Genomic DNA, 22,352 nt, shown 5'->3' with positions numbered 1-22,352 from the left:
GGCGTGCCGCGGACCGCCGTACGGGCCCCGCGCCGCGCCGCGCCCGGCCAATTCTGCCTGGTGCCGCTTCCGGCGGCAGGGCGGGGCGGCACGGGTACGGGGACGGGCCGGACCAGGTACGGGCCGGACGGCGGGGGAGCGGCACGCGGCTGCGTGGGGGCACGGGGACGTGGGGTGCACGGCTACGCGGCCAGCGCCGGAGCGGACAGCCGGCGGACGAGCCGGGCCAGCGTGCGGTGCCCCTGCCGCTCGGCCAGGGCGACGCGCTCCTCGGGGACGGCGCGCTGCCACCACTCGCCGGCCGACACCTCCACCGCTTCCCGCAGCTCGACCAGGCCCGCGGCCAGGCGGTCGCGCGCCCAGCCCGTCTCGCGCGCGTCGTCGCCCCGGAGCCCCTCCGCCCGTACCCGTTCCGCCTCCGGATCGCCGTCGCCGTCCAGCAGCCGGAGCGCGGCGGCCTCGGCGGCCGCCACCCGGTCCAGTGCCGCTTCGATGCGGTCGGCGGCGCGGCGGTTGGTGACCAGGACGCAGCAGGCCAGGCCCACGGCCGCGCCCACGACGGTGTCGGTCCAGCGGTCGGTGACCAGCGTCCGGGCGGGCAGGTGGCTGCCGAACTCGGTCAGCAGCAGGGCCATCGGGGTGACCCAGACCGACCCGAGCCAGTAGTTGCGGGTGATGCTCGCCTCCGCGCAGAACTGGAAGGTGAGCGCCAGCAGGATCATCGCGAGGTGGCCGGTGTGGATGACCGGCAGCAGCGCGGTGAAGAGCAGCAGCCCGAGGAGGTTGCCGATGGTGCGTTGCAAGGCCCGCTGCCACGAGAGGGTGGTGTTGGCCTGGTAGATGGAGGCCGCGGTGACCACGGCCCAGTACGGGTGGCCGACACCGACTGCCATCGAGCCCCAGCCCGCCAGCGCGCAGCCGGCGGCCACCCGGGCGCCGATGGGCAGCAGCGGCGAGCCGGGCGCCAGACGGTGGAGCACGGCGCGGAAGCCGTGCGGGTGGCCGGGCGCGGGGCGGCGCGGCTCCAGGCCCGCGGCCCGTGCGTGGTGAACGCTCCCTTCACGGTCCGCGTGTTCCGCGGCGACCCCGGCCAGCTCACCGGCCTGTGCTCCGGTGAGCGCGACCTCCGGCAGCGCCCGGCCCCGCCGCAGATCGCGCGCCCACGCCGTGCAGCGCTCCGCCTCCTCCTCGTCGGCCTTCTTCGCGGCGAGGGCCGACTCGGCCCGTACTAGCAGCCGCTCCAGCCCCGAACGGTCGGCGGCCGCGGCAGGGGTGCGGCCCGGGACCTGGAAGAGCGTGTGCCAGGCGGCGTTCACGGCGGCGGCGGTGGCGTGCCGCGCGCGGTCCGGTGCGGCGGGGGAGCCGCCGGGCTCCGGGCCGGTGCGCAGCAGTGCGGCGGCGGCCTCCAGGGCCCGCGCCGTGGCGATGCGCTCCGGCCCGCGCGGCCGGAGCAGCGCGGGGGCCATGCACACCAGCCAGGCGAGCGCGCCGGCGCCCAGGGCCAAGGACAGATGAAAGGGCACCTGGCCGATCCGCTGCGGCACGAAGAAGGCGGACGCCGAGATGAAGGTGAAGATCAGGTTTCCCGGCGGCCCGACCCGTGTCGCGTCGCAGACCGTCTTGTGTACGGCTGCGACCAGTGAGGCGAGCAGGACGAGCAGCGGGACCGACGTGGTGAGTGAGGCGGCGGTCAGGGCGGCACCGAGGCTGGCGACCATGCCGAGCACCACCCATGCCAGCGTGCGCGCGCGGGCCGCGTACGGCAGGCCGTGCGCGTACAGGGCGCACATCGCGCCGGCCGAGGTGTACAGGACCAGGTCCAGACGGCCCAGCGCGAACAGGACGAACTCGGGGATGCCGAGGGCGACGACCGCGCTGAGCGCGGGCTTGTGCCAGATGTCCACAGGGCGGCGCAGCAGGACCGTGCTCCTGAGGGGCAGCGGGCGCGCGCGGACCGCGCCGGCGCTCCCGGAGAGGGCCGTTGCCTGCTTTCCCGTCGGTCTGGCGTGTTTCCCCATACCAAAAGCTTAACAGGTGTTTTACTCGTAAAGGATTCGCGTTCGTGTGCTCGGTGCGCTCACCGGCCCGGTGCGGGGGAGGCGAGCACCCGGGCCCGGCACTCCGCGGGCGTGCCCCAGGCGCCGCGCAGTGCCCGCGCCTTGCGTATCCACAGGGAGAGGTCCAGCTCGTCGGTGTAGCCCAGGGCGCCGTGCAGCTGAAGCGCGGCCCGCGCCGCGGCATGGGCGGCCTCGCTCGCGGCCACCTTTGCCATCGCGATGCCGGTGCCCGCCCCGGCCGGGCCCTCGCCGCCGTCCGCCGTCCCGCCCGCGAGTTCCACCGCGGCCCCGAGGACGAGCGGCCCGGCGAACTCCAGCGCCACCAGCACATCCGCCAGCCGGTGCTTCACCGCCTGGAACGAGCCGATCGCGACACCGAACTGGGTGCGCTGCCCGACGTACGCCACGGTGTCGTCCAGCAGCCGCCGGCCGACGCCGAGCGCCTGCGCCGCGGTGAGCAGCCGCGCGGTGTCCGCCGCGTACGCGGCAGCATCTCGCACGGCCGGCCCGCTCGCCAGGACGTCCCCGCCGTCCACCGTGCACCGGGACAGCAGCCGGGCCGGATCGACCGACGGCTGGGCCGCTCCGCCCCTGCCGGGCCTCCACAGCGTGTCGCCGCTCACGGCGAAGGCGGCGTCGGCGGCCGCCGCGTCGAGGGCGTACGGCCCGCGCGCCAGATCCGCGTACGACACCATCGCGTCCCCGGCCGCGACGGCGGGCAGCCAGTCCTCGGCCGTGACGGCGGGCAGCCGGCCCCCGGTCGCGCCCGCGTCGCCGAGCCGGTCGAGCAGTACGGCCGCGGCGGCCGTTTCCACCAGCGGCCCCGGGACGGCGTGCCGCCCCGCCTCGACGTACGCCACGACCAGTTCGACCGGCAAGAACCCCGAGCCCCCGTACTTCTCCGGTACGGCCAGCCCGAACACCCCGGCCTCTCCGAGCCGCCGCCACACCGTGCGCCCCGGACCCCGGTTCCCGGCGCCCCAGGCCCGTACGGCGGCCGGGGTGTCCGCCGTCGCCAGCATCCGGCCGAGCGTCCGGCCGAACTCCCGCTGCTCGTCGTCCAGAAGGAACCGCATCCCTCAACTCCCTCGCCACGCCCCTCACCGAACGCGCTCGCCGGTACGGGTCAGCGCCGCCCCTTCGGGAGGCCCAGCAGCCGTTCGGCGATGATGTCGCGCTGGATCTCGTTCGTACCGGCGTAGACCGGACCGGCCAGCGCGAAGATCCAGCCGTCGGCCCAGCTCCCGTGGTCCGGAGCCTCGGCGGCGTCAGCGGCCAGCTCGCCGTACGGGCCGAGGAGGTCGAGCGCCGTCTCGTGCAGGGCGATGTCCAGCTCGGACCAGAAGACCTTGGTGAGACTGGCCTCGGCGCCGGGGGTGCCGCCCGCCGCCCCCGACGCGCCGCCCGCCGCGAGCCGTGCGGCGTCGGCGTAGGCGGCCAGCTGGTAGGCGCGGGCGCCGATGACCGCGTCGGCCACCCGGTCGCGCAGCGCGGTGTCGGCCGGGTCGGCGGTGTCCCGCCACAGGGCGGCGAGGCGGGCGGCGGCGGCCGTGAAGCGCCCCGGACTGCGCAGCGTCAGCCCCCGTTCGTTGCCCGCCGTGCTCATCGCGACCCGCCAGCCCCGGCCCGGTTCGCCGATCACGTCCGCGTCCGGCACGAACACGTCGTCCAGGAACAGCTCGGCGAAGGCCGGCTTCCCGTCGAGACGGCCGATCGGCCGCACCGTCACGCCCGGCGCGGCCAGGTCGAACATCAGGTACGTGAGTCCGTGGTGCGGCCGGTCCGCGCCGGGATGGCTGCGGAACAGTCCGAAGGCCCGGTCCGCGAAGGCCGCCCGGGAGGACCACGTCTTGTGCCCGCGCAGCAGCCAGCCGCCCTCGGTCCGTACGGCGGCCGACCGCAGCGCGGCGAGATCGGAACCGGCGCCGGGCTCGGACCACGCCTGCGCCCAGACGGTCGCGCCGCTCGCCATCGCGGGCAGCACGCGCGCCAGCTGCTCGCCCGTACCGTGCTCGAAGAGGGTGGGGGCCAGCAGGCTGATGCCGTTCTGGGAGACCCGGCCGGGCGCCCGTGCCGCGTGGTACTCCTCCTCGAAGAGCAGCCGGCGGACCAGGGAGGCGCCGCGCCCGCCGTACTCCTCGGGCCAGGACACCACCGACCAGCGCCCTGAGTGCAGTTCGCGTTCCCACGCGCGGTGGGCGGCGAAACCCTCCGCCGTCTCCAGGGAGGGCAGGGGTACGGCGGGTACGTGGGCGGTCAGCCAGTCCCGTGCCGCGCGCCGGAACTCCTCGTCGTCCGCGCTGAGTTCGAGATCCATCGACGAGCGGCCTCCCCGGTGGCGGCGGGCTCCTGCGGGACCGTTCCCTAACAAGTGTTTGGTAGGTTAGCGTACCGCCATGACGCCCGAGAAGCCTCCGACGGCGCACCCGGCACCCCCGTACGTCCCCGGACACGGCCTGCTCGCCGGCCGCACGGCCGTCGTCACCGCCGCGGCGGGCACCGGCATCGGCGGCGCCACCGCGCGCAGGCTCCTGGAGGAAGGCGCGGACGTCCTCCTCTCCGACGCGCACGCCCGGCGCCTGAAGGAGTACGGGGCCGCGCTCGCCGCCGAGTTTGGCGCCGGGCGGGTCGCCGCGCAGCCCTGTGACGTCACCGACGAGGCGCAGGTCACCGCCCTCTTCGAGCACGCCGAGCGGCTGCACGGGCGGCTGGACGTCGTCGTCAACAACGCCGGACTCGGCGGCAGCGCCGACCTGGTGGCGATGACCGACGACCAGTGGACCGCCGTCCTCGACGTCACCCTCAACGGCACCTTCCGCTGCACCCGCGCCGCACTGCGCCGGATGCGCGCGGCCGGCCGGGGCGGCGTCGTCGTCAACAACGCCTCGGTGGTGGGCTGGCGCGCCCAGCGCGGCCAGGCGCACTACGCCGCAGCCAAGGCCGGGGTGATGGCACTGACCCGCTGCGCCGCCGTGGAGGCCGCCGCGTACGGGGTCCGGGTCAACGCCGTCTCGCCCAGCCTCGCCGTCCATCCGCACCTGGCGAAGGTCACCGGCGAGGAACTGCTGACCGAACTGACCGGCCGGGAGGCGTTCGGGCGCTCCGCCGAGCCGTGGGAGGTCGCCAACGTCATCGTCTTCCTCGCCAGCGACTACGCCTCGTACATGACCGGCGAGACGGTCCCGGTCAGCAGTCAGCGCGCGTGACCGGGGAGGGACAATGAGCCCGTGTCCACCGCAAAGAAGACCGCGAAACCGGCCGCCGTGACCCCGCCGCCACCCGCCCGCCGCCGTGCCCTGCTCGCCACCGCGGCCGAGGTGTTCGCCGCCCACGGCTACGACGCGACGACCGTACGCCGGATCGCCGACGAGGCCGGGCTGCTCGCGGGCAGCCTCTACTACCACTTCGACTCCAAGGAATCGATGCTGGACGAGATCCTCAGCACCTTCCTGGGCGAGCTGTGGGCCGGGTACGACGCGGTGCTCGCCGCCGGGCTCGGCCCACGGGAGACCATCGAGGCCCTGGTCACCGAGTCCTTCCGGGAGATCGACCGGCACCGGCCCGCGGTGGCCATCTACCAGAAGGAGTCCCAGCAGCTCGCCGGACGGCCCCGCTTCGGCTATCTCGCCGACTCGCAGCAGAAGTTCGAGAAGGCCTGGCTCGGCACGCTGGAACGCGGCGTCGCCGACGGCGTCTTCCGCCCCGACCTCGACGTCCGGCTCACCTACCGGTTCGTCCGCGACACCGTCTGGGTGGCCGCGAGCTGGTACCGGCCGGGCGGCCACCACGGCCCGGAGGAGATCGCCCGCCAGTACCTGTCGATGGTGCTGGACGGCATCGCGGTACGGGACTGACGCACCGCCGCGCCCCCGCACCGCCGTACCGAGCGCCGCCCCAGTACCGCGCACCGCACCCCGCACGCTCCGCCCGTCCCGACGACCCAGGAGCCGGCATGGCCGAGGCATACATCATCGACGCGCTGCGCACTCCGGTCGGCAGGCGCGGCGGCGGGCTCGCCGCCGCGCACCCGGCCGACCTCGGCGCGCACGTCCTCAAAGCGCTGATGGCGCGTACGGGCGTGGACCCGGCGGCCGTGGACGACGTGGTCTTCGGCTGCCTGGACGCCGTCGGCCCGCAGGCCGGGGACATCGCCCGTACCAGCTGGCTGGCGGCCGGACTCCCCGAGGAGGTGCCGGGCGTCACCGTCGACCGGCAGTGCGGCTCCTCCCAGCAAGCCGTCCACTTCGCCGCGCAGGCCGTGCTCTCCGGCACCCAGGACCTGGTCGTCGCGGGCGGCACCCAGAACATGTCGATGATCCCCATCGCCTTCGCGAGCCGCCGGGCCGCCGAGCCGCTCGGGCTGACCGAGGGGCCGTTCGCGGGGAGCGAGGGCTGGCGCGCCCGGTACGGCGACCAGCCGGTGGACCAGTTCCACGGCGCCGAACTGATCGCGGACAAGTGGGGCATCTCCCGTACGGACATGGAGGAGTACGCGCTGCGCTCGCACCGGCGGGCCGTCCGCGCCGCCGACGAGGGGCGCTTCGCGCGCGAGCTGGTCCCGTACGGGGACATGACGGCCGACGAGGGCCCGCGCCGTGACACCTCGGCGGCGAAGTTGGCCGCCCTCGCGCCGGTGGTGCCCGGCGGCCGGCTCACGGCCGCCGTCTCCTCCCAGGTGTCCGACGGCGCCGCGGCCCTGCTGCTGGCGGGCGAGCGAGCCGTACGGGACCACGGGCTGACGCCGCGCGCCCGCGTCCACCACCTGTCCGTACGCGGCGAGGACCCGGTCCGGATGCTGTCCGCGCCGATCCCGGCCACCGCCCACGCGCTGAAGAAGACCGGGCTCGGCATCGACGCCGTCGACCTGGTGGAGATCAACGAGGCGTTCGCGCCGGTGGTCCTCGCCTGGCTGGAGGAGACCGGCGCCGATCCCGCCCGGGTCAACGTCAACGGCGGCGCCATCGCCCTCGGCCACCCGCTCGGCGCGACCGGTTGCAGGCTCATGACCACGCTGCTGCACGAGCTGGAGCGCACCGGCGGACGCTACGGGCTCCAGACGATGTGCGAGGGCGGCGGCCAGGCCAATGTGACCGTGATCGAACGGCTGTGAGGCGGGCCGGGTGCCGGGCCCCCGGGACCGGCACCCGGCCCGGTGTCAGCAGGCCCGGTTCTTCACGTACAGGGCGCGCGGGCCCCGGTCCGTGCCGTACCGGACGTCCTTGGTCGTGCCCTTGGCGAGCCGGCCGTTCACCGCGGGCCGGGCCGGCACGACGATCGTGTAGCAGGCGGTGCGCTGCGCGCAGAGGTTCTTCAGGCGGACGAACCGCTTGTGGTCCTTGGTGAAGTACTTCATCACCTTGGCGCACTGCGGCGCCCGCGGGGCCGCCGCGGCCTGCGAGGCCGTGGCCAGGCCCAGTGTCGTGCTGAGCGCCGTCGCCGCGACGGCCGTGGCGAGGAACTTACGCATGTGATCTCCCCCGACGGAAACCTCCGCCCGCGGCGGGAGCCGGGGCGGCCTACAGTGTTCGGCCTCCACCGTAGTGGACGACATCCGGACCGGTGTTCGGGTCCTGCTCCGGTCCGGCCCGCTCACCCGGTGCCGCCCCGCTCCAGCCGGTCCAGCGTCGCCGCCGCCTCGGCCATGATCCGGCCGACCAGTTCCGCGCACGTCGGCAGGTCCTCGATGACCCCGGCCACCTGCCCGGACGCCATCACCCCGGCGTCCGTACGGCCCTCCACCAGCGCGGCCCGCAGCATCATCGGCGTGTTCGCGGCCAGCAGCACCTGGCTCCAGGTCAGCCCGGTGCCCCGTCTCATGGCCAGCCCGTCGCGCACCATACGGGCCCAGCCCGCCCCCGCCTCCTTCCGGAACGCGGCGGCGTGCCGAACGGCCCGCAGCAGCGCCGCCGGGCGCCCGGACCGCTCCAGGGCGGCCACCAGATCCGTCCGCAGCATCCGGTGCGGCAGCCCGTCCACCGCGCGCGTCACGGTGACATCCCCGACCGAGGCCGCCAGGTAACGCGCCTTGACCGCCTCCGGGACGGTGCTGTCGGACGTGAGCAGGAAGCGCGTCCCCATGGCCACGCCGGCCGCCCCGAAGGCCAGGGCGGCCACCAGCCCGCGCCCGTCGTGGAAGCCGCCGGCCGCCACGACCGGGATGTCCACCGCGTCCACGACCTGCGGCAGCAGCACGCTGGTCGCCACCTCGCCGGTGTGCCCGCCGCCTTCCGCCCCCTGGACGATCACCGCGTCGGCACCCCACGCGGCGACCTTCTCCGCGTGCCGCCGAGCCCCCACTGTCGGGATGACGACGACCCCCGCGTCCTTGAGGCGGGCGATCAGCTCCCGCGAGGGCGCCAGGGCGAACGAGGCGACCCGTACGCCCTCCTCCACGATGATGCGCACCCGCTCGGCCGCGTCCCCGGCGTCCGCCCGCAGATTGACGCCGAAGGGCCGGTCCGTACGGGAGGCGACCTCGCGGACCGCGGCCCGCAGCCGCTCGGCCGGCAGGGTGGCGGACGCCAGGATGCCGAGCGCCCCCGCCTCGGCGGTGGCGGAGACCAGGCGCGGCCCGGCGACCCACCCCATGCCGGTCTGCACGACGGGGTGGCGGACGCCCGTCAGCGCGGTGAGCGCGGTGGTCAGGGGCCGCACGGCGGCACCTCGCGGTCGCGCAGCCCGCCCGGGTCGACGACTTCGCGGAGCAGCCGCAGCTCGTCGGCGGCCGGTTCACGGGTGTACGGAACATCTCCGTCCGGCAGGCGCAGTGCGAACCCCGTCGCCGCGCGGACGTCCGCGAGCCGTACGCCAGGATGCAGCGACCGGACGCGCAGGGTGCGATCGGGCGTCTCGAAGTCGAACACGCCGAGGTCGCTGACGACCTCCGCGACGCGGTGGTAGCGGGTGGCGGACGGCCCGGCCGCCGCGGCCCGGTCGTACCCGACGCCGCACACCATGTCGACCCGCTCGACGAAGGTCCGAGGCGAGTGCTTCGGCACCCAGTAGCTGGTCGGGTTGTTGAGGGTGTTGACCGGAGCGCCCCGCACCCCGAGCAACTGGCGGGACGGGCGGGCCCAGTCCCCGATGCAGGAGATGTTCTGGTTGCCGTACCGGTCGATCTGGCTCGCGCCCATCATGACGTGGCGGCGGCCGGTGGCGACCAGTGCCAGGTGCCGGCGGTACGGGAGCCAGCCCTCGGGCAAGGCCGGCGGCGCCCCTGCCGTCGGTTCGCCGCCGACGAGCATCGCCTCGCCGTCCGTCAGCAGGAGGTCGGGGGAGAAGGTCAGCTTCGCCAGCCGCGCGCCGAGGGCGGGGACCGTGCCCATGGGGGAGGCGAGCACCTCGCCCGCGCCGCGCCACACCTCGGCGCAGGCGATCACGCAGTATTCGGCGCGGGTGACGGTCGTGGGCCCGGGGCGGACGGTCATCGGCGCTCCTCAGTGGCCGCAGTGGTCGCAGTGGTCGCTGCGGACTCTCTGCCCTCTCTGCTTCCGGCCTCTTCGGTGAAGGCCGCCACCGCCGCCCGGTAGTCGTCCTCGTCGCCCGACAGGAAGCGCTCGACGAACGCCGCCCAGGCGTCCGGGTCCGCCGCCGCCCGGACGTACGCCCGCTGGAACGCCTCGTCCCGCCCGTAGTCCGGCGCACAGGACGTGAAGTGGGCACCGAGCGGCGCCTCCACGACACCGCTGACGAACATCCGGCTGACCAGCAGCGTCTGCGGGCAGCCCACCCGTGCCAGCTCTTCGCCGTCCACGACGCGTTCGCACGAGACGTACGCCGTGTCCGCCGCCTCGCAGAAGAGGTCGTCGAAGTACGGGTCGGGCCCCAGATACTGGGCGTTGCCCCGGGCGTCCGCCCGGTTGAGGTGCACCAGCGCCGCGTCCAGCCGCAGCGCCGGGGCGGCGGCCAGCACCTCACCGTCGTCGTACGGCGAAGTGACCGTACGCAGCTGGGGGTTGACCCGCAGTACGTCGGAGCCGAGTCCGGCCCGTACCGGCATGAACGGCAGCCGCTGGCCCGCCGCGGTCAGCCCCCACAGGAACATCGCCTCGTCCAGCTCGGTCAGTTCCAGGGTGCCGCGCTCGCGGGCGGCGCGGAAGTGCGGTTCCAGGGGGACCGAGTCCAGCGTGACGAAGGGCGTGACCAGCCGGCGGATCTTCCCGGCGGCCGCCAGCAGGCCGACGTCGGGGCCGCCGCAGGAGACGACGGTCAGATCCGTCAGGCCGGACCGCAGCAGGGCGCGGACCAGCGCCATCGGCTTGCGGCGCGATCCCCAGCCGCCGATGCCGAGCGTCATTCCGCTCTCCAGCCGCGCCACCACGCCGTCGGCGGTCATCCTCTTGTCGCTCAACTCGGCTTCCCTCCGGGGGCGTCGGTTCCGGGCGTGTCGGCTCGGGGTGGGTGGGCTCCGGGTGTGCCGGCTCCGGTTGTGCTGGTCCCGGGCGTGTCGGCACTGCGTCCGCGCTCCGGTCCGTCCGCCGGCGTGCTGTTCCGCCGGTTCCCCCTGTTCCGCGCGAAGGCGTCCCGGTGCCGGTCGGCGACGCCGCTGAGGTTGGCCTCGAACGTGAAGCCCTGTTCGAAGCGGTAGCTGCGGTGCACGTCGACCGGGTCGATGCCGTTGATGGCGGCCTTGGCCAGCCGCAGCAGGTAGCCGTCCTTCGCGGCGATCTCCCCGGCCAGCGCCAGCGCCGTGGTCAGCACCTCGTCGCGCGGCACCACGGCCCAGACGGAGCCGTGCCGGTGGAGTTCGGCGGCGGTCACGGTGCGCGAGGTGTAGTAGAGGGTGCGCATCAGGTGCGGCGGGACGAGCCGGGCGAGGTGGGTGGCCGCGCCGAGCGCGCCGCGGTCCAGTTCGGGCAGGCCGAACGTCGCGTCGTCACTCGCCACGATTGCGTCCGCGTTGCCCACCAGCCCGATGCCGCCGCCCAGGCAGTGACCCTGTACAGCGGCGACGACCGGCACCTCGCAGTCGTAGACGGCCGCAAACGCCTCGTAGCAGCCCCGGTTGGCGCCCAGTAGCGCGGCGTGCCCCGGCGTCCGCCGCATCTCCTTGATGTCCACGCCCGCGTTGAAGCCGCGGCCCGCCGCGGCGAGCACCACACAGCGGACGCCGGGGTCGCGGCCGGCCGCGCGGACCGCGTCGGCCAGGTCGAACCAGTCCTGTACGGGCAGGGCGTTGACCGGCGGCCGGTCGACGGTGACCAGCGCGGTGCCGTCCTCGGGGCGGGACACGGTGACGGTGGTGGAGACACCCATGGGCGGATCAGCTACCTTTCCACCAAACGTTTGTTAGGTGCAGGCTGTTTGCGAAGGTAGCAGCGCGCGGCCCGCAACGGGAGGGCGGAGGTGGCCTTTTGGCACTCGACATCGACCTGTCCGGGCGCGTCGCGGTCGTCACGGGCGGCACCCGGGGCGTCGGCGCCGGTGTCGTCCGGGCCCTGCTCGCGGCCGGAGCCGAGGTCGTCGCCTGCGCCCGCCGCCCGCCGGAACGGCCGGTCACGGCGGCGGACGGGCGCGCAGCCGCCTTCGTACCGGTGGACGTGCGCGACCCCGAAGCGGTCGCCGCCTGCTTCGACCGGGTACGGGCCCGCCACGGACGCCTCGACATCCTCGTCAACAACGCGGGCGGCACCCCGTACCGGCTCCTCGACGACTCCTCGCCGCAGCAGGCCGCCCGGGTCGTCGAACTGAACCTCGTCGCGCCGCTGACCGCCTCCCTCGCCGCGCGGGCCGTCATGGCGCGGCAGCCGGGCGGCGGCTCGATCATCATGATCGGCAGCGTCAGCGGCACCCGGCCGTCCCCCGGTTCCGCCGCCTACGGGGCAGCGAAGGCCGGCCTGGAGAACCTCGCCCGCACCATGGCCGTCGAATGGGCGCCGCACATCCGCGTCAACACCCTCGTCGTCGGCATGGTCCGTACCGAACTCTCCCACCTGCACTACGGCGACGAGGCGGGCGTCGCCGCCGTCGGCCGTACCGTCCCGCTCGGCAGGCTCGCGACCCCCGACGAGATCGGCGAACTCTGCGCCTTTCTCGCCTGCGACCGGTGCGCCTACGTGAGCGGGGCGAGCCTGGCCGTCCACGGCGGGGGCGAACGGCCGGCCTTCCTGGAGGCGTCCGGACAACCGCCCGTCGCACCGGACCCGTCCCCGTCCCCACTCCCGTCTTCGGCGGCCGGTACGGCCGCCACCGCCGACCCGGAGGGCAGCGATGACCGATGACCACCCGACCGGAAGCGCCGATGCCCGCCCGACCGGGAGCACCGCCGCCGGTCTCTGCGCCGGCCGTGTGGTGGCCGTCACCGGCGCGGGCCGCGGTCTCGGCCGTGCCCACGCCTTGGCGTTCGCCGCCGAAGGCGCCCGGGTCGTCGTCAACGACCTGGGGGTACGGCCGGACGGCAGCCCGGCCGAGGACGCCGAAGGCCCCGCCGACGCGGTGGCCGCGGAGATCCGCGCGGCGGGCGGCGAAGCGGTCGCCCTCGGCGGTGACGTCGCCACGCCCGCCGGGGCCGCCTCGCTCGTCGCCACCGCGCTGGGCACGTACGGGCGCCTGGACACCCTGGTCAACAACGCGGGCTTCGTACGCGACCGGATGCTGGTGAACCTGACGGAGGACGAGTGGGACACCGTCCTGCGCGTCCACCTCAAAGGCCACTTCCTGCCGCTCCAGCACGCGGCGGCGCACTGGCGCGCGCAGGCCAAGGCGGGCACTCCGCCGCGGGCCCGCGTCATCAACACCAGCTCGGGGGCGGGGCTGCTGGGCAGCGTCGGCCAGGCCAACTACTCCGCCGCGAAGGCAGGTGTCCTGGGCCTCACCCTCGTGGCCGCCGCCGAACTGGGCCGGTACGGCGTACAGGTCAACGCCGTCGCCCCGGCCGCCCGTACCAGGATGACCGAACGGACCTTCGCCGAGACCATGGCGGCACCGGCGGACGGCGCCTTCGACGCGATGGCCCCCGAGAACGTCTCCCCGCTCGTCGTCTGGCTCGGCTCCGCCGCCTCCGAAGGCGTCACCGGCCGGGTCTTCGCGGCCGAAGGCGGGCGCATCACGGTCATGGAGGGCTGGCGCCCGGGCCCCACCGCCGACCGGCAGGCCCGCTTCACCCCGGCCGAGGCGGGCGACGCGGCGCGCGGACTGCTCGAAGAGGCGACCGCGCCGGAACCGGTGTACGGGGCACCGAGGTAGGTTGGCGACGCACCACCCACTGATCGCCACGCCCGGCGCATCGGTACGCCCGGCGCATCGTCAGGCCCGCCGAACCGTCAGCCTGGCGCATCGTCGGGTCCGGCGCATCGACTGGATGGGCGTATCGCTTGGCTTGGCGCGTCGTCTGGCTCGGCGTCTGGCGCGTCGTCTGGCTCGGCGCGTCGGCCGGATTGGCGTATCGCCTGGCGCGGCGCGTCGACTGGCTCGGCGCGTCGTCGGCCCGGCGACCCGTCATGTCCGTCGCGTCGTCGGCCTTGCGGTCCGTCACGTCCGTCGCGTCGTCAGGCCCGGTGATCGCCATGCTCGCGATCCGCGAGGCCCGCCGAGTCGTCGTGCCTGCCGCATCGCCCTGCCCGCCGAGGAGCACTCCATGTCGTCGTCGTCCCGTACCTGCCTCGTCACCGGAGCGGCCTCCGGCATAGGCAAGGCCACTGCCGCCCGCCTCCGCGCGCAGGGCTGCACCGTGATCGGAGCCGACCTCGACGGCGCCGACATCCGCGCGGACCTGGCCACTCCCGAAGGCCGTTCGGAACTGGTGGAGCGGGCCCGGGAACTGACCGGCGGCCGGCTCGACGCGGTGATCGCCTGTGCCGGAGTCGCCGGCTTCGACCCGCTGACCGTGAAGGTGAACTACTTCGGGGCAGTGGCCACCCTGGAGGGCCTGCGCCCGCTGCTCGCCGCGGGCACCGACCCGCGCGCGGTCGTCGTCTCCTCGGTGGCGTCCGTGCACCCCTGCGACACCGCCGTCGTCGACGCCGCGCTGGCCGGTGACGAGCCCGCCGCGGTCGCCGCCGCTCAGGCGGCCGTCGACCGCGGCGAGGGCTACCTCCTGTACGGGTCCTCGAAGGCCGCCGTCGCGCGCTGGGTCCGCAGCAACGCCACGACCGCCGACTGGGCGGGCGCCGGCATCCCGCTCAACGCCGTCGCACCGGGCACCGTCGTCACCCCCATGACCGCGCCCATGCTCGCCGACCCGGAGACGCGCCGGGTCGTGGACACGAGCGTGCCGATGCCGCTGCACGGCCACGCCCGCCCGGAACAGGTTGCCCCGCTCCTCACCTGGCTGACGTCACCCGAGAACACGCACGTCACCGGCCAGGTCGTCTTCCTCGACGGCGGCGCCGACGCCGTACTGCGCGGTGACCGTACCTGGTGAGGCGGCGTCAGCCCGCCACCGGAGCGGCCCGGCGCGGCCGGGTCCGGTAAGTGCCGCCGGGCCGGGCGCCGTCGGGCCGGGGGCGGCCGGCCCGGGTGCCGTCGGACCGCGCGCCGTCGGACCGCGCGCCGTCGGACCGCGCGCCGCCGGGCCGGGTGCCGCCGGGCCGGGTGCCGTCGGGCCGCGCGCCACCGGACCGGGCGCGGCCGGACCGGGGGTGCCGCCTGACCGCGCGCCGCCGGACCGGGGCCGTTACGGTTCGGGGCCGTTACGGTTCGGGGGACTCGGCGGGCTCCCACACCGAACCGTCGTGGGCGAACATCACCCGCCGCGGCTCGAACGCGCTGAGCCGCTCCAGCCACGGCGGGTGACCGGGCAGCGGGGCGGCGACCCCTTCGAGGGCGGCGTGCCGGGCCAGCTGGTTCGATGCGAAGTCCGAGGCGAAGTCACAGGCCTGGCCCGCCAGGACCACCGTGCCGTCCGGCTGCTCCACCACCAGGGACTGGTGCCCCGCGGTGTGCCCCGGCGTGGGGACGATGTGGACGCCGGGCCACACCTCGGCCTCGCCGCGCAGCTCCTCGTACACGACGCCCGGGAAGTCGACCAGGGCGTCCACCGTGTACCCGCCCGCGCGGGCTTCGGCCAGCTCCGTCTCCTGGACCAGGACGGGCCGCCCCGCGAGCAGCGGATTGCCGCCGCAGTGGTCGAAGTGCAGATGACAGTTGACCACCACGGACACGTCGTCGAGCCGGTGCCCAGCGGCGGCCAGCGCGGCTTCCAAGGGCCGGCGCCGGGGACGGTAGTGCGCCTCGGTCTCCGGATCGGCGTCCCCTATCCCCGTGTCGAACAGCAGTAACCCGGCGTCGTGCCGCACCAGGTACGCGAGCACCGGCTCCACCCGCGGCTCCGGCCCACCGGTCTCCGACGTGGGACGCACGAAGTAGCCGAGATCGATCCTGCGCACGCTCCGCACGGGAGAGTGGTGCGCCGTACGCCTGTTGACCTTCACCTTCTGATCCAGAGCATCCATCGGGCCATCGTGACAGTGGCCGCCGGACGCCGCCAGGTGCCGATCACGCCGGGGTGCGCGCGACGGCGTGCCGGACGGCGCGCCAACGCGGGGTCCGGAGCACGGCGCGCCAGGTGCAGGGCCGGATGGGGTCGGGGGATGGGGTCGGGGGTGGGTGTGCCTGATGTGTGGCTCGGCGTGCGGGGGCGCGACCTGCCGTGCGGGAGGCGTCGGGTGCGACCCGCCGGACGGGAGGCGCGAGGCGCGGCTTCGGACGCGCGGCTTCGCACACGCGGCTTCGCACACGCGGCTTCGGACGCGCTGCTCCGCACACGCGGCTTCGCACACGCGGCTTCGGACGCGCGCCGGAGGATCTTCGCGTGGCTGCCGGTCAGTCGTCGGCGGCGGGCCGGGCGGCCACCACGCGCAGGCCCCGCTCGCCGAACTCCCGCCGGACGGCCTCCCGCGCGCCACTGTCCGTGATGAGGGTGTCGAAGACGTCCGCGCCGCCGACCCGGGCGAAGCAGCGCGCGCCGATCTTCGAGGAGTCCGCGACGACCACGGCGCGCCGCGCCCGTTCGGCCATCAGCCGGTTGATCCGGGCCTCCGCCTCGTCGTGCACGGTCGCCCCCATCACCGGTTCTATGCCGTTGGCGCCGATGAAGGCGATGTCCACGGAGATCTGCTGGAGGACCAGCTCACTGAACGGACCGACCAGTTCGAACGACCTGGAGTGCGCCACACCGCCGGTCAGCACGATCTTGATCTGCGGCCGTACGGCCAGTTCGTTGGCGATGTTCAGTGAGTTGGTGACGATGGTCAGATGCGGCTGCGGTCCCGCCTCGGCGAACTCCGGCCGGGTGGCCAGCACCCGGGCGATCTCCGTGGTCGTGGTGCCGCCGCTGAGGCCGACCACGTCACCGCGCTCGACCAGCTTCGCCGCGGCCTGGGCCACCGCTTCCTTCTCCGCGGCGTGGTGCGCCCGCTTGTAACGGATGGGCAGGTCGTACGCCACCGAACTGAGCACCGCGCCGCCCCGGGTGCGGGTCAGCAGCTGCTGGTCGGCCAGGGCGTCCATGTCGCGCCGCATCGTCGCGGCCGACACCTCCAGCTGGGACGCGGCCTCCTCGACCTCCACCCGGCCGCGTTCGCCGAGCAGCTCAAGGAGGGCGTTCATCCGTTCATGGCGGTTCATGGCGCGAGCCTAAGTCCTCTCCGGCGGCCTGCGTGATATCGGGAAGCCCTTCGGCGGCCGGGGGCGAGGGAGCCAGGCGCCACGTACACCCCCTGGTGGGAGGGTACGCAAGCGTTTTCGCGACCGTCGCCGAGGGGACCCCGCCCGGCGCCGCCCACCCACCGGAGCACACACCGCATCGGAGCACACACTCCGTCGGCACTCCGCCGGAGCCGCGCGCCCCCGACGCACGCGTCTCACTGCTGCACGGGTCACTTCTGACACGGATCACTTCTGCACGGGCGCCTCCGCGGCTGCCGACTGGCCCGGTACCGCGGCCGGAGCGCCGAGCAGTGCCAGGAGCCGGGCGGCCTCCTGGGCCACGGCCTCGCGTGCCGGTTTCACGTACTTGCGCGAGTCGACGAGGGTGAGGTCGGCGTCCAGGGTGTCCCGGATGCTGCGGGTGAAGACGGAGACCAGATGGGTGGAGATGTTGATCTTCGTCATGCCGGCCGCGACGGCCCGGCGCAGTTCGTCGTCGGGCACGCCGGAGGAGCCGTGCAGCACCAGCGGCACCGGCAGCTTCCCGGCCAGCGCCCCGATCAGCTCCTTGTCCAGGACAGCGGTGCGTTCGTGCATCGCGTGGGAGGAGCCGACGGCGACGGCCAGCGCGTCCACCCCGGTCGACCGGACGAACGCCAGCGCCTCGTCGGGGTCTGTACGGGCACCGGGCGCGTGCACACCGTCCTTGCCCCCGACCTCGCCCAGCTCGGCCTCGACATAGGCGCCGCGCTGGTGACACCAGGCGGTCAGCTCCGCCGTGGCGGCGACGTTCTCCTCGTACGGCAGGGCCGAGGCGTCCACCATCACCGACCGCACCCCGGCCTCGACCCCCGCCCGCACCAGGTCCGGTTCGGTGATGTGGTCCAGGTGCACGGCGACCCGGGCGGGGGACGCCTCGGCCAGCGCGAGGGTGGCGCGGACGATGGGCAGCAGGCTGCCGTGGTAGCGGATGCAGTTCTCGCTGATGCCGAGGATGACCGGGAAGCCGCTGCGCTCGGCGGCCGTGACGAGCGCCTCGGCGGTCTCCAGGTGGATGACGTTGAACGCCGCGGCGCCGGCCCGCGCCTCACGGGCGGCGGTGACGATCGACGAGGTGGGGACGAGGGGCATGGGGTCCTGACTCCCTTGCGGAACACGGAACACGGAACACGGAACACGGAACACGGAAGGCGGAACACGGAAGGCGGAACACGGAAGGCGGAACGGAACGCGGGGCACGGCCGTTTCCGGCGGTTCGTGGACGGGACGGGTGCGGGCGTGCACGGTGCGGGGTGGCGAAGGCGGAGGGCAGGGGAGCGGGTGGGCGGGCCCCGGACTCCCGGGCGGAACCCGCACGGTGCATCCGGCCCGTACAGCCACCCGCCCCGCTGTCCGGCCTCCTGCCCCGCAACCTGGCCTCCCGCCCCGCTACCTGGCCTCCCGCCCCGCAACCTGGCCTCCCGCCCCGCTACCTGGCCACCTGCCCCGCTACCCGGCCGCCGGTTCCGGCGCCGTGAGCATCACCGACCGGGTCAGGCTGCGCGGGTTGTCGGGGTCCAGGCCGCGGGCGCGGGCCCGCTCCAGGGCGATCCGCTGCACCAGCACCAGATCGGCCAGCGGGTCGCGCCCGTGCCGCACGAACCCGGCGCCGGTCCGGGCGACCTCCGCCTCCAGGCCTTCCGGCACCGGGCCGAACACCCAGGTCACGCGGCCCGGTGCCGCTATGGAGATGGGGCCGTGGCGGTACTCCATCGCGGGGTAGGACTCCGTCCAGCTCTGCGAGGCCTCCCGCATCTTCAGCGCCGCCTCGTTGGCCAGCCCGTACGTCCAGCCCGTGCCGAGGAAGGAGAACTGCTCGGCGTCCAGCCACTCCTTCTCCACGGGCGCGGTCAGCGCCTCCTCCGCGTCGCGCACCGCGCCGGACAGGTCCTCGCCGAGGTGGGCCCGCAGCAGCGCGAGCGCGGTCGTCGCGAACCGGGTCTGCACCACGGACTGCTCGTCGGCGAACGGCAGGGTGACCGTCGCGTCCGACAGCGCGGTCGCCGGGGTGTCGGGGTCACCGAGCACGGTCACCGTCGGGATGCGCCCCTTCACCTGTTCCAGCAGGCGCAGCACCTCGGTCGTGGTCCCGGAGCGGGTGATCGCCACGACGGCGTCGTAGCCCCGGTCGGCGCCGAGGAACGCCTCCGAGGCGGCGAAGGCGTCCGTCACTCCCAGCCCGGCATCCTCCCGCAGGGCGGCGTACGCCTGCGCCATGAACCAGGAGGTGCCGCAGCCCACCACCGCGACCCGCTCGCCGGCGCCGGGCAGCGGGGTGTCCGCGCCGCCGATCCGTGCCGCCTCCCGCCAGGTGTCCGGCTGGCTGCGCAGCTCCTGCTCCATGTACGAGGTCCCGCTCACGACGCCCTCCAGTTGTCTGCGTGAACTTGCAACATCATGCTCGATTGCAAGCAACTCTACGCACGCACTGCGGCGTAATCCATCCCTCGAAAGGGTGGGCGTGCCCGTATGGCGGGAAGGGATAGGCAGTGAACTGGCGCTCCGTACAGGAGGTATGCGAGGGACCCGGCCGCCCCCGGTGACTGTTGACACATGACTGAAGGGAGTCGAATACTCGCAAGATCACTCATGCAGCCGCAGTGGAGCGGCGGCCGTCGGACAGTGCTGCCGGCGCCGGCTCCGGGCGGTACGCCCGCTCACCGGCCGTCCACCGGCAGCTGCCGCGGTGATCGTCACGCAGCAAGGCCGTTCCGCCGACAGTCGTCACAAAGGACTCCCCATGTCCGTTGCAACGCGCTCCACGCAGTCACCGTCCTCGCCGCCGGGCCCCGAGGGCCCGCCACCCCGGCGCACCGGCCGGCTCTTCGCCCTCACCGGAGCCGTCGTCGGCGTCATCTACGGCTACGACACCGGCAGCATCTCCGGTGCCCTGGTGTTCCTGAGCGAGGACTTCCACCTCAGCGACACCGAGAAGGGCCTGGTCAACAGCATCCTGGTGCTGGGGTCGATCCTGGGCGCGCTGATCGGCGGCAAGCTGGCCGACGCGCTGGGCCGCAAGGCCGCCATGCTGATCGTCGCCGGGTCCTACACGGTCTTCGTGGCGCTCTCCGCGCTCGCCCCGAACGTCGTCGTCCTGGACACGGTACGGTTCCTGCTCGGCGTCGCCATCGGCATCTCGATCGTGGCCGCACCGCTGTACATCGCCGAGTCGTCACCGGCGCGCACCCGCGGTGCCTCGGTGGCCGCGTACCAGGTCGCCACGGTCGCCGGCATCTGCCTCACGTACTTCGTGAACTGGGGACTGTCCGACGGCGGCCACTGGCGGCTGATGCTGGGCCTGTCCGCGGTCCCCGCCGCCCTCGTGCTGATCCCGCTGTTCCGGCTCCCCGACACGCCCCGCTGGTACGTCCTCAAGGGCCGGACCGACAAGGCCGTCGAGGTCATGACGCTGACCGACCCCGACGTCGACCCGCACGCCGAGACCGAGGCGGTCCGGGCCGCCCTGGCCGAGGAGAGCGGCGGGTCGCTGCGCTCGCTGCTGCGCAAGCCGTACGCGCGCGCCGCGCTCTTCGTCCTCGGGCTCGGCTTCTTCTGCCAGATCACCGGCATCAACGCGGTGACGTACTACAGCCCGCAGATCTTCGAGGAGATGGGCTTCACCGGCGACGGCCAGAACTTCCTGCTGCCCTCCTTCGTACAGCTGGCCTCCCTGGCCGCGACGGTCCTCGCCATCCTCATCATCGACCGGCTCGGCCGCCGCGTCGTCCTGCTCTCCGGCATCGCCACGATGACGGCCATGCTCGGCGTCCTGACCGCCGTGTTCGGCTTCGGGGACCTCAAGGGCTCCGGCACGTGGATCGGCTTCGGCGCCATCCTGCTCTTCACCGCCGCCTTCAACTTCGGCTTCGGCTCGCTGATCTGGGTGTACGCCAGCGAGGCGTTCCCCGCCCAGCTGCGCTCCACCGGCGCGTCGGCGATGCTGACCGCCGACCTCGTCGCGAACCTCCTCATCGCGCAGTTCTTCCCGTCCCTGATGTCCTGGGCGGGAGCCGCGACGACCTTCGCGGGCCTCGGCGTCCTCGCGCTCGGCGCGCTGGTCTTCGCCGCGTGCACCGCCCCCGAGACCAAGGGGCGGCAACTGGAGGAGATCCAGGGATTCTGGCTCAACGGGGGCCGCTGGCCCACCCCGGCCCCGTAGGACCGGGGGCCGGCCGCGCGACACCGCGGAAAACCGCTGGCCCCGCTCCGGTCACGGCCGTACGATCCGGCCCATGGGCATTTTCATCTGAGCAGACGGACGTGAGTCCAGGACCACCGGTCCGGCGGGTGCCGCCGGACCGGTGGTGTCCGTCCGTATGCCCGTACACCTGCTCAGGAGACACCACCCATGCCGCACACCCCCGTTTCGCCCTGCCCTGAACTCGACCGCCGCATCGCGCGCCTGCGCGAGCTGGCCGCGGCCGAGCCCCGGCTGGAGGGCGTCCTGCTCTACGGCTCGTGGACCCTCGGTGAGGCCGACGCCCACTCCGACATCGAGGCGTACCTGTACGTCCGTGACGCGCACGCCGGCACCTTCGACGGCCGGGAGTTCGTGGGGCGCATCGCCCCGCTGAAGCTGGCCTGCACCAACATGTACGGCATCCTGGCCGTCGTCTTCGACGACCTGATGCGCGGCGAGTTCCACCTCGTGGCCGCCGGTCCGGGCATCGACGAGGTGCCCACCTGGCGTGGCATGGTCCACCTGCCGGACCCCGGCGCCGCCGTCCTGCTGGACCGGGACGGACGGCTGACCGCCGCGGCCCGCCACCTCGCCGACCCCTGCCCGCCCGAGCCGGCCCCGACCGCTCAGCAGCTCACCGACGAGCTCACCAACTGGACGCTGATGCTCGCCCACGTCCTGGAACGCGGCGAGACGGCCCGCGCACACGCCCTGATGCACACGGTCGTCGCCCCGCAGCAGCTCCAGCTGTGCCGCCTGCTGCGCGGGTCCACCACACACTGGCTCACCCCCAGCCGCGCCCTGGAACAGGACCTGCCGGCCGCCGACCGCGACCGTTACACGGCGACCACCGCTCCCGCCGTGCTCCCGGCCGTAAGGACGGCGGCGCGGGCCGGCTGGCAGTGGAGCCGGGAGCTGGCAGGCGAGGCGGCGGCGCGCTGGGGGACCGAGGTGCCGACCGCGCTGCATGAGGAGATCAGCGCGCTGCTCGCTCAGGACGGCGGCAGCTGTTCCCGGTAAGGCTCCAGCTCCGGCGCCGTCGTGGTGGCCACGAACTCGGTGATCCGGTAGTCGCAGACGCCCGCGATCGTGAAGGGGTCCTCCGCCACGATCCGCTCGGCCGTCGCCCGGTCGGCGACGGAGGCGAGGATGACGCCGCCGTCGCGCGGCACCTTGCGCCCGGCGGCCAGGAAGTGCCCGGCCGCGTAGTGCTTCTTCAGCCATGCCACGTGGTCGGGCAGGGCGGCGTCGACGCGCTCCAGCGGCGCGGTGTAGGTCAGCTCCAGTACGAACATGAGTGCCATCGTATGCGGCGGTGATCACCATGCGGCCCGGACTGCGCCGGAAGCCCGCAGCTTGCGGCCCGCAGCCCGTGCCCGGCTACCGCCGCGTGCCCCGGTACTGCCGAGTGCCCCGGTACTGCCGCGTGCCCCGGTATGGCCGCCGCCCCCGTCCGGCACATGCCCGGGCCGCTGTGCCCCGCCGGGCCG

The 22,352-nt window shown here is 74.4% G+C and carries 20 protein-coding genes and 1 pseudogene; 8 read left to right on the top strand and 13 right to left on the bottom strand.

Annotated features, from left to right (window positions below):
- Positions 1-182: 182 nt before the first annotated feature.
- From OEIGOIKO_RS05650 to OEIGOIKO_RS05640, 3 genes are read right to left on the bottom strand one after another with little or no spacing between them, the layout of a single operon-like run.
- The gene (locus OEIGOIKO_RS05650; RefSeq protein ID WP_125052411.1) at positions 183-2,018 is read right to left on the bottom strand and encodes an FUSC family protein; all 1,836 of its coding nucleotides are present in this window, start codon (positions 2,016-2,018) and stop codon (positions 183-185) included.
- A 59-nt stretch (positions 2,019-2,077) separates the two neighbouring features.
- Entirely contained in the window at positions 2,078-3,133 is a 1,056-nt protein-coding gene (locus OEIGOIKO_RS05645) for an acyl-CoA dehydrogenase family protein (RefSeq protein ID WP_125052409.1), read from the bottom strand.
- 50 nt (positions 3,134-3,183) lie between these two features.
- Entirely contained in the window at positions 3,184-4,374 is a 1,191-nt protein-coding gene (locus OEIGOIKO_RS05640; protein ID WP_125052407.1) for an acyl-CoA dehydrogenase family protein, read from the bottom strand.
- A gap of 79 nt (positions 4,375-4,453) precedes the next feature.
- Between OEIGOIKO_RS05640 and OEIGOIKO_RS05635 the strand changes: the two genes are divergently transcribed.
- From OEIGOIKO_RS05635 to OEIGOIKO_RS05625, 3 genes are all read left to right on the top strand, one after another.
- Positions 4,454-5,263: an SDR family oxidoreductase gene (locus tag OEIGOIKO_RS05635; protein WP_125052405.1), complete on the top strand. Its 810-nt coding sequence runs from the start codon at positions 4,454-4,456 to the stop codon at positions 5,261-5,263.
- 21 nt (positions 5,264-5,284) lie between these two features.
- Complete coding sequence (locus tag OEIGOIKO_RS05630; RefSeq protein ID WP_371858890.1) at positions 5,285-5,911, top strand: TetR/AcrR family transcriptional regulator; 627 nt, start codon at positions 5,285-5,287, stop codon at positions 5,909-5,911.
- Positions 5,912-6,009: 98 nt separating this feature from the next.
- On the top strand, positions 6,010-7,167 hold the full coding sequence (locus tag OEIGOIKO_RS05625; RefSeq protein WP_125052403.1) for an acetyl-CoA C-acetyltransferase: 1,158 nt from the start codon (positions 6,010-6,012) through the stop codon (positions 7,165-7,167).
- Positions 7,168-7,212: 45 nt separating this feature from the next.
- Here OEIGOIKO_RS05625 and OEIGOIKO_RS05620 read toward each other — a convergent pair whose 3' ends face one another.
- The 5 genes and pseudogenes from OEIGOIKO_RS05620 to OEIGOIKO_RS05600 form a co-directional block, all read right to left on the bottom strand.
- Positions 7,213-7,524, bottom strand: coding sequence for a hypothetical protein (locus OEIGOIKO_RS05620; RefSeq protein WP_125052401.1), 312 nt, complete (start codon positions 7,522-7,524; stop codon positions 7,213-7,215).
- A 122-nt stretch (positions 7,525-7,646) separates the two neighbouring features.
- Positions 7,647-8,702: an NAD(P)H-dependent flavin oxidoreductase gene (locus OEIGOIKO_RS05615; RefSeq protein ID WP_125058470.1), complete on the bottom strand. Its 1,056-nt coding sequence runs from the start codon at positions 8,700-8,702 to the stop codon at positions 7,647-7,649.
- On the bottom strand, positions 8,699-9,484 hold the full coding sequence (locus tag OEIGOIKO_RS05610; protein WP_125052399.1) for a CoA-transferase subunit beta: 786 nt from the start codon (positions 9,482-9,484) through the stop codon (positions 8,699-8,701). Before OEIGOIKO_RS05610 ends, OEIGOIKO_RS05615 begins: the two co-directional genes overlap by 4 nt.
- Positions 9,481-10,407 (bottom strand): CoA transferase subunit A, encoded by a 927-nt coding sequence (locus OEIGOIKO_RS05605; protein ID WP_371858889.1) that lies wholly within the window; start codon positions 10,405-10,407, stop codon positions 9,481-9,483. The genes OEIGOIKO_RS05610 and OEIGOIKO_RS05605 overlap by 4 nt, the downstream gene beginning before the upstream one ends.
- 152 nt (positions 10,408-10,559) lie before the next feature.
- A pseudogene (locus tag OEIGOIKO_RS05600) lies at positions 10,560-11,312 on the bottom strand (enoyl-CoA hydratase family protein); the annotation flags it as partial.
- A 98-nt stretch (positions 11,313-11,410) separates the two neighbouring features.
- Here OEIGOIKO_RS05600 and OEIGOIKO_RS05595 point away from each other — a divergent pair.
- The 3 genes from OEIGOIKO_RS05595 to OEIGOIKO_RS05585 all read left to right on the top strand — a co-directional run bounded on the left by OEIGOIKO_RS05595 (position 11,411) and on the right by OEIGOIKO_RS05585 (position 14,418).
- On the top strand, positions 11,411-12,277 hold the full coding sequence (locus OEIGOIKO_RS05595; RefSeq protein ID WP_125052397.1) for an SDR family oxidoreductase: 867 nt from the start codon (positions 11,411-11,413) through the stop codon (positions 12,275-12,277).
- Positions 12,267-13,241, top strand: a complete 975-nt coding sequence (locus OEIGOIKO_RS05590) for an SDR family oxidoreductase (RefSeq protein WP_125052395.1) — start codon at positions 12,267-12,269, stop codon at positions 13,239-13,241. The genes OEIGOIKO_RS05595 and OEIGOIKO_RS05590 overlap by 11 nt, the downstream gene beginning before the upstream one ends.
- Positions 13,242-13,632: 391 nt before the next feature.
- Complete coding sequence (locus OEIGOIKO_RS05585) at positions 13,633-14,418, top strand: SDR family oxidoreductase (protein WP_125052393.1); 786 nt, start codon at positions 13,633-13,635, stop codon at positions 14,416-14,418.
- A gap of 268 nt (positions 14,419-14,686) precedes the next feature.
- On the opposite strand, the gene OEIGOIKO_RS05580 is transcribed toward OEIGOIKO_RS05585, so the two are convergent.
- From OEIGOIKO_RS05580 to OEIGOIKO_RS05565, 4 genes are all read right to left on the bottom strand, one after another.
- Complete coding sequence (locus tag OEIGOIKO_RS05580; RefSeq protein ID WP_125052391.1) at positions 14,687-15,448, bottom strand: N-acyl homoserine lactonase family protein; 762 nt, start codon at positions 15,446-15,448, stop codon at positions 14,687-14,689.
- A 370-nt stretch (positions 15,449-15,818) separates the two neighbouring features.
- Positions 15,819-16,622, bottom strand: coding sequence for a DeoR/GlpR family DNA-binding transcription regulator (locus tag OEIGOIKO_RS05575; protein WP_125052389.1), 804 nt, complete (start codon positions 16,620-16,622; stop codon positions 15,819-15,821).
- Between the two features lie 267 nt (positions 16,623-16,889).
- Positions 16,890-17,774: a class II fructose-bisphosphate aldolase gene (locus OEIGOIKO_RS05570; protein ID WP_031002529.1), complete on the bottom strand. Its 885-nt coding sequence runs from the start codon at positions 17,772-17,774 to the stop codon at positions 16,890-16,892.
- 357 nt (positions 17,775-18,131) lie between these two features.
- Positions 18,132-19,043 (bottom strand): SIS domain-containing protein, encoded by a 912-nt coding sequence (locus OEIGOIKO_RS05565; RefSeq protein ID WP_125052387.1) that lies wholly within the window; start codon positions 19,041-19,043, stop codon positions 18,132-18,134.
- Positions 19,044-19,422: 379 nt separating this feature from the next.
- Between OEIGOIKO_RS05565 and OEIGOIKO_RS05560 the strand changes: the two genes are divergently transcribed.
- Together OEIGOIKO_RS05560 and OEIGOIKO_RS05555 are read left to right on the top strand one after the other, a co-directional pair.
- The gene (locus tag OEIGOIKO_RS05560) at positions 19,423-20,841 is read left to right on the top strand and encodes a sugar porter family MFS transporter (protein ID WP_125052385.1); all 1,419 of its coding nucleotides are present in this window, start codon (positions 19,423-19,425) and stop codon (positions 20,839-20,841) included.
- 189 nt (positions 20,842-21,030) lie between these two features.
- Complete coding sequence (locus tag OEIGOIKO_RS05555; protein ID WP_125052383.1) at positions 21,031-21,882, top strand: nucleotidyltransferase domain-containing protein; 852 nt, start codon at positions 21,031-21,033, stop codon at positions 21,880-21,882.
- Here OEIGOIKO_RS05555 and OEIGOIKO_RS05550 read toward each other — a convergent pair.
- On the bottom strand, positions 21,855-22,157 hold the full coding sequence (locus OEIGOIKO_RS05550; RefSeq protein ID WP_125052381.1) for a YciI family protein: 303 nt from the start codon (positions 22,155-22,157) through the stop codon (positions 21,855-21,857). The two genes, OEIGOIKO_RS05555 and OEIGOIKO_RS05550, sit on opposite strands and share 28 nt — an antisense overlap.
- Between the last annotated feature and the right edge of the window lie 195 nt (positions 22,158-22,352).

It is taken from the genome of Streptomyces paromomycinus, from assembly GCF_003865155.1.
Lineage (GTDB): Bacteria > Actinomycetota > Actinomycetes > Streptomycetales > Streptomycetaceae > Streptomyces > Streptomyces chrestomyceticus.
The sequence above is the reverse complement of the archived record's forward strand: the minus strand, read 5'-3'. Positions and strand labels throughout refer to the sequence as shown.

Coding starts and splice junctions, on each gene's coding strand:
- OEIGOIKO_RS05575 (WP_125052389.1), bottom strand. CDS start 16,622: ATGAACCGCCATGAACGGATGAACGCCCTCCTTGAGCTGCTCGGCGAA.
- OEIGOIKO_RS05645 (WP_125052409.1), bottom strand. CDS start 3,133: ATGCGGTTCCTTCTGGACGACGAGCAGCGGGAGTTCGGCCGGACGCTC.
- OEIGOIKO_RS05560 (WP_125052385.1), top strand. CDS start 19,423: ATGTCCGTTGCAACGCGCTCCACGCAGTCACCGTCCTCGCCGCCGGGC.
- OEIGOIKO_RS05590 (WP_125052395.1), top strand. CDS start 12,267: ATGACCGATGACCACCCGACCGGAAGCGCCGATGCCCGCCCGACCGGG.
- OEIGOIKO_RS05580 (WP_125052391.1), bottom strand. CDS start 15,448: ATGGATGCTCTGGATCAGAAGGTGAAGGTCAACAGGCGTACGGCGCAC.
- OEIGOIKO_RS05635 (WP_125052405.1), top strand. CDS start 4,454: ATGACGCCCGAGAAGCCTCCGACGGCGCACCCGGCACCCCCGTACGTC.
- OEIGOIKO_RS05585 (WP_125052393.1), top strand. CDS start 13,633: ATGTCGTCGTCGTCCCGTACCTGCCTCGTCACCGGAGCGGCCTCCGGC.
- OEIGOIKO_RS05625 (WP_125052403.1), top strand. CDS start 6,010: ATGGCCGAGGCATACATCATCGACGCGCTGCGCACTCCGGTCGGCAGG.
- OEIGOIKO_RS05570 (WP_031002529.1), bottom strand. CDS start 17,774: ATGCCCCTCGTCCCCACCTCGTCGATCGTCACCGCCGCCCGTGAGGCG.
- OEIGOIKO_RS05555 (WP_125052383.1), top strand. CDS start 21,031: ATGCCGCACACCCCCGTTTCGCCCTGCCCTGAACTCGACCGCCGCATC.
- OEIGOIKO_RS05610 (WP_125052399.1), bottom strand. CDS start 9,484: ATGACCGTCCGCCCCGGGCCCACGACCGTCACCCGCGCCGAATACTGC.
- OEIGOIKO_RS05640 (WP_125052407.1), bottom strand. CDS start 4,374: ATGGATCTCGAACTCAGCGCGGACGACGAGGAGTTCCGGCGCGCGGCA.
- OEIGOIKO_RS05620 (WP_125052401.1), bottom strand. CDS start 7,524: ATGCGTAAGTTCCTCGCCACGGCCGTCGCGGCGACGGCGCTCAGCACG.
- OEIGOIKO_RS05550 (WP_125052381.1), bottom strand. CDS start 22,157: ATGTTCGTACTGGAGCTGACCTACACCGCGCCGCTGGAGCGCGTCGAC.
- OEIGOIKO_RS05650 (WP_125052411.1), bottom strand. CDS start 2,018: ATGGGGAAACACGCCAGACCGACGGGAAAGCAGGCAACGGCCCTCTCC.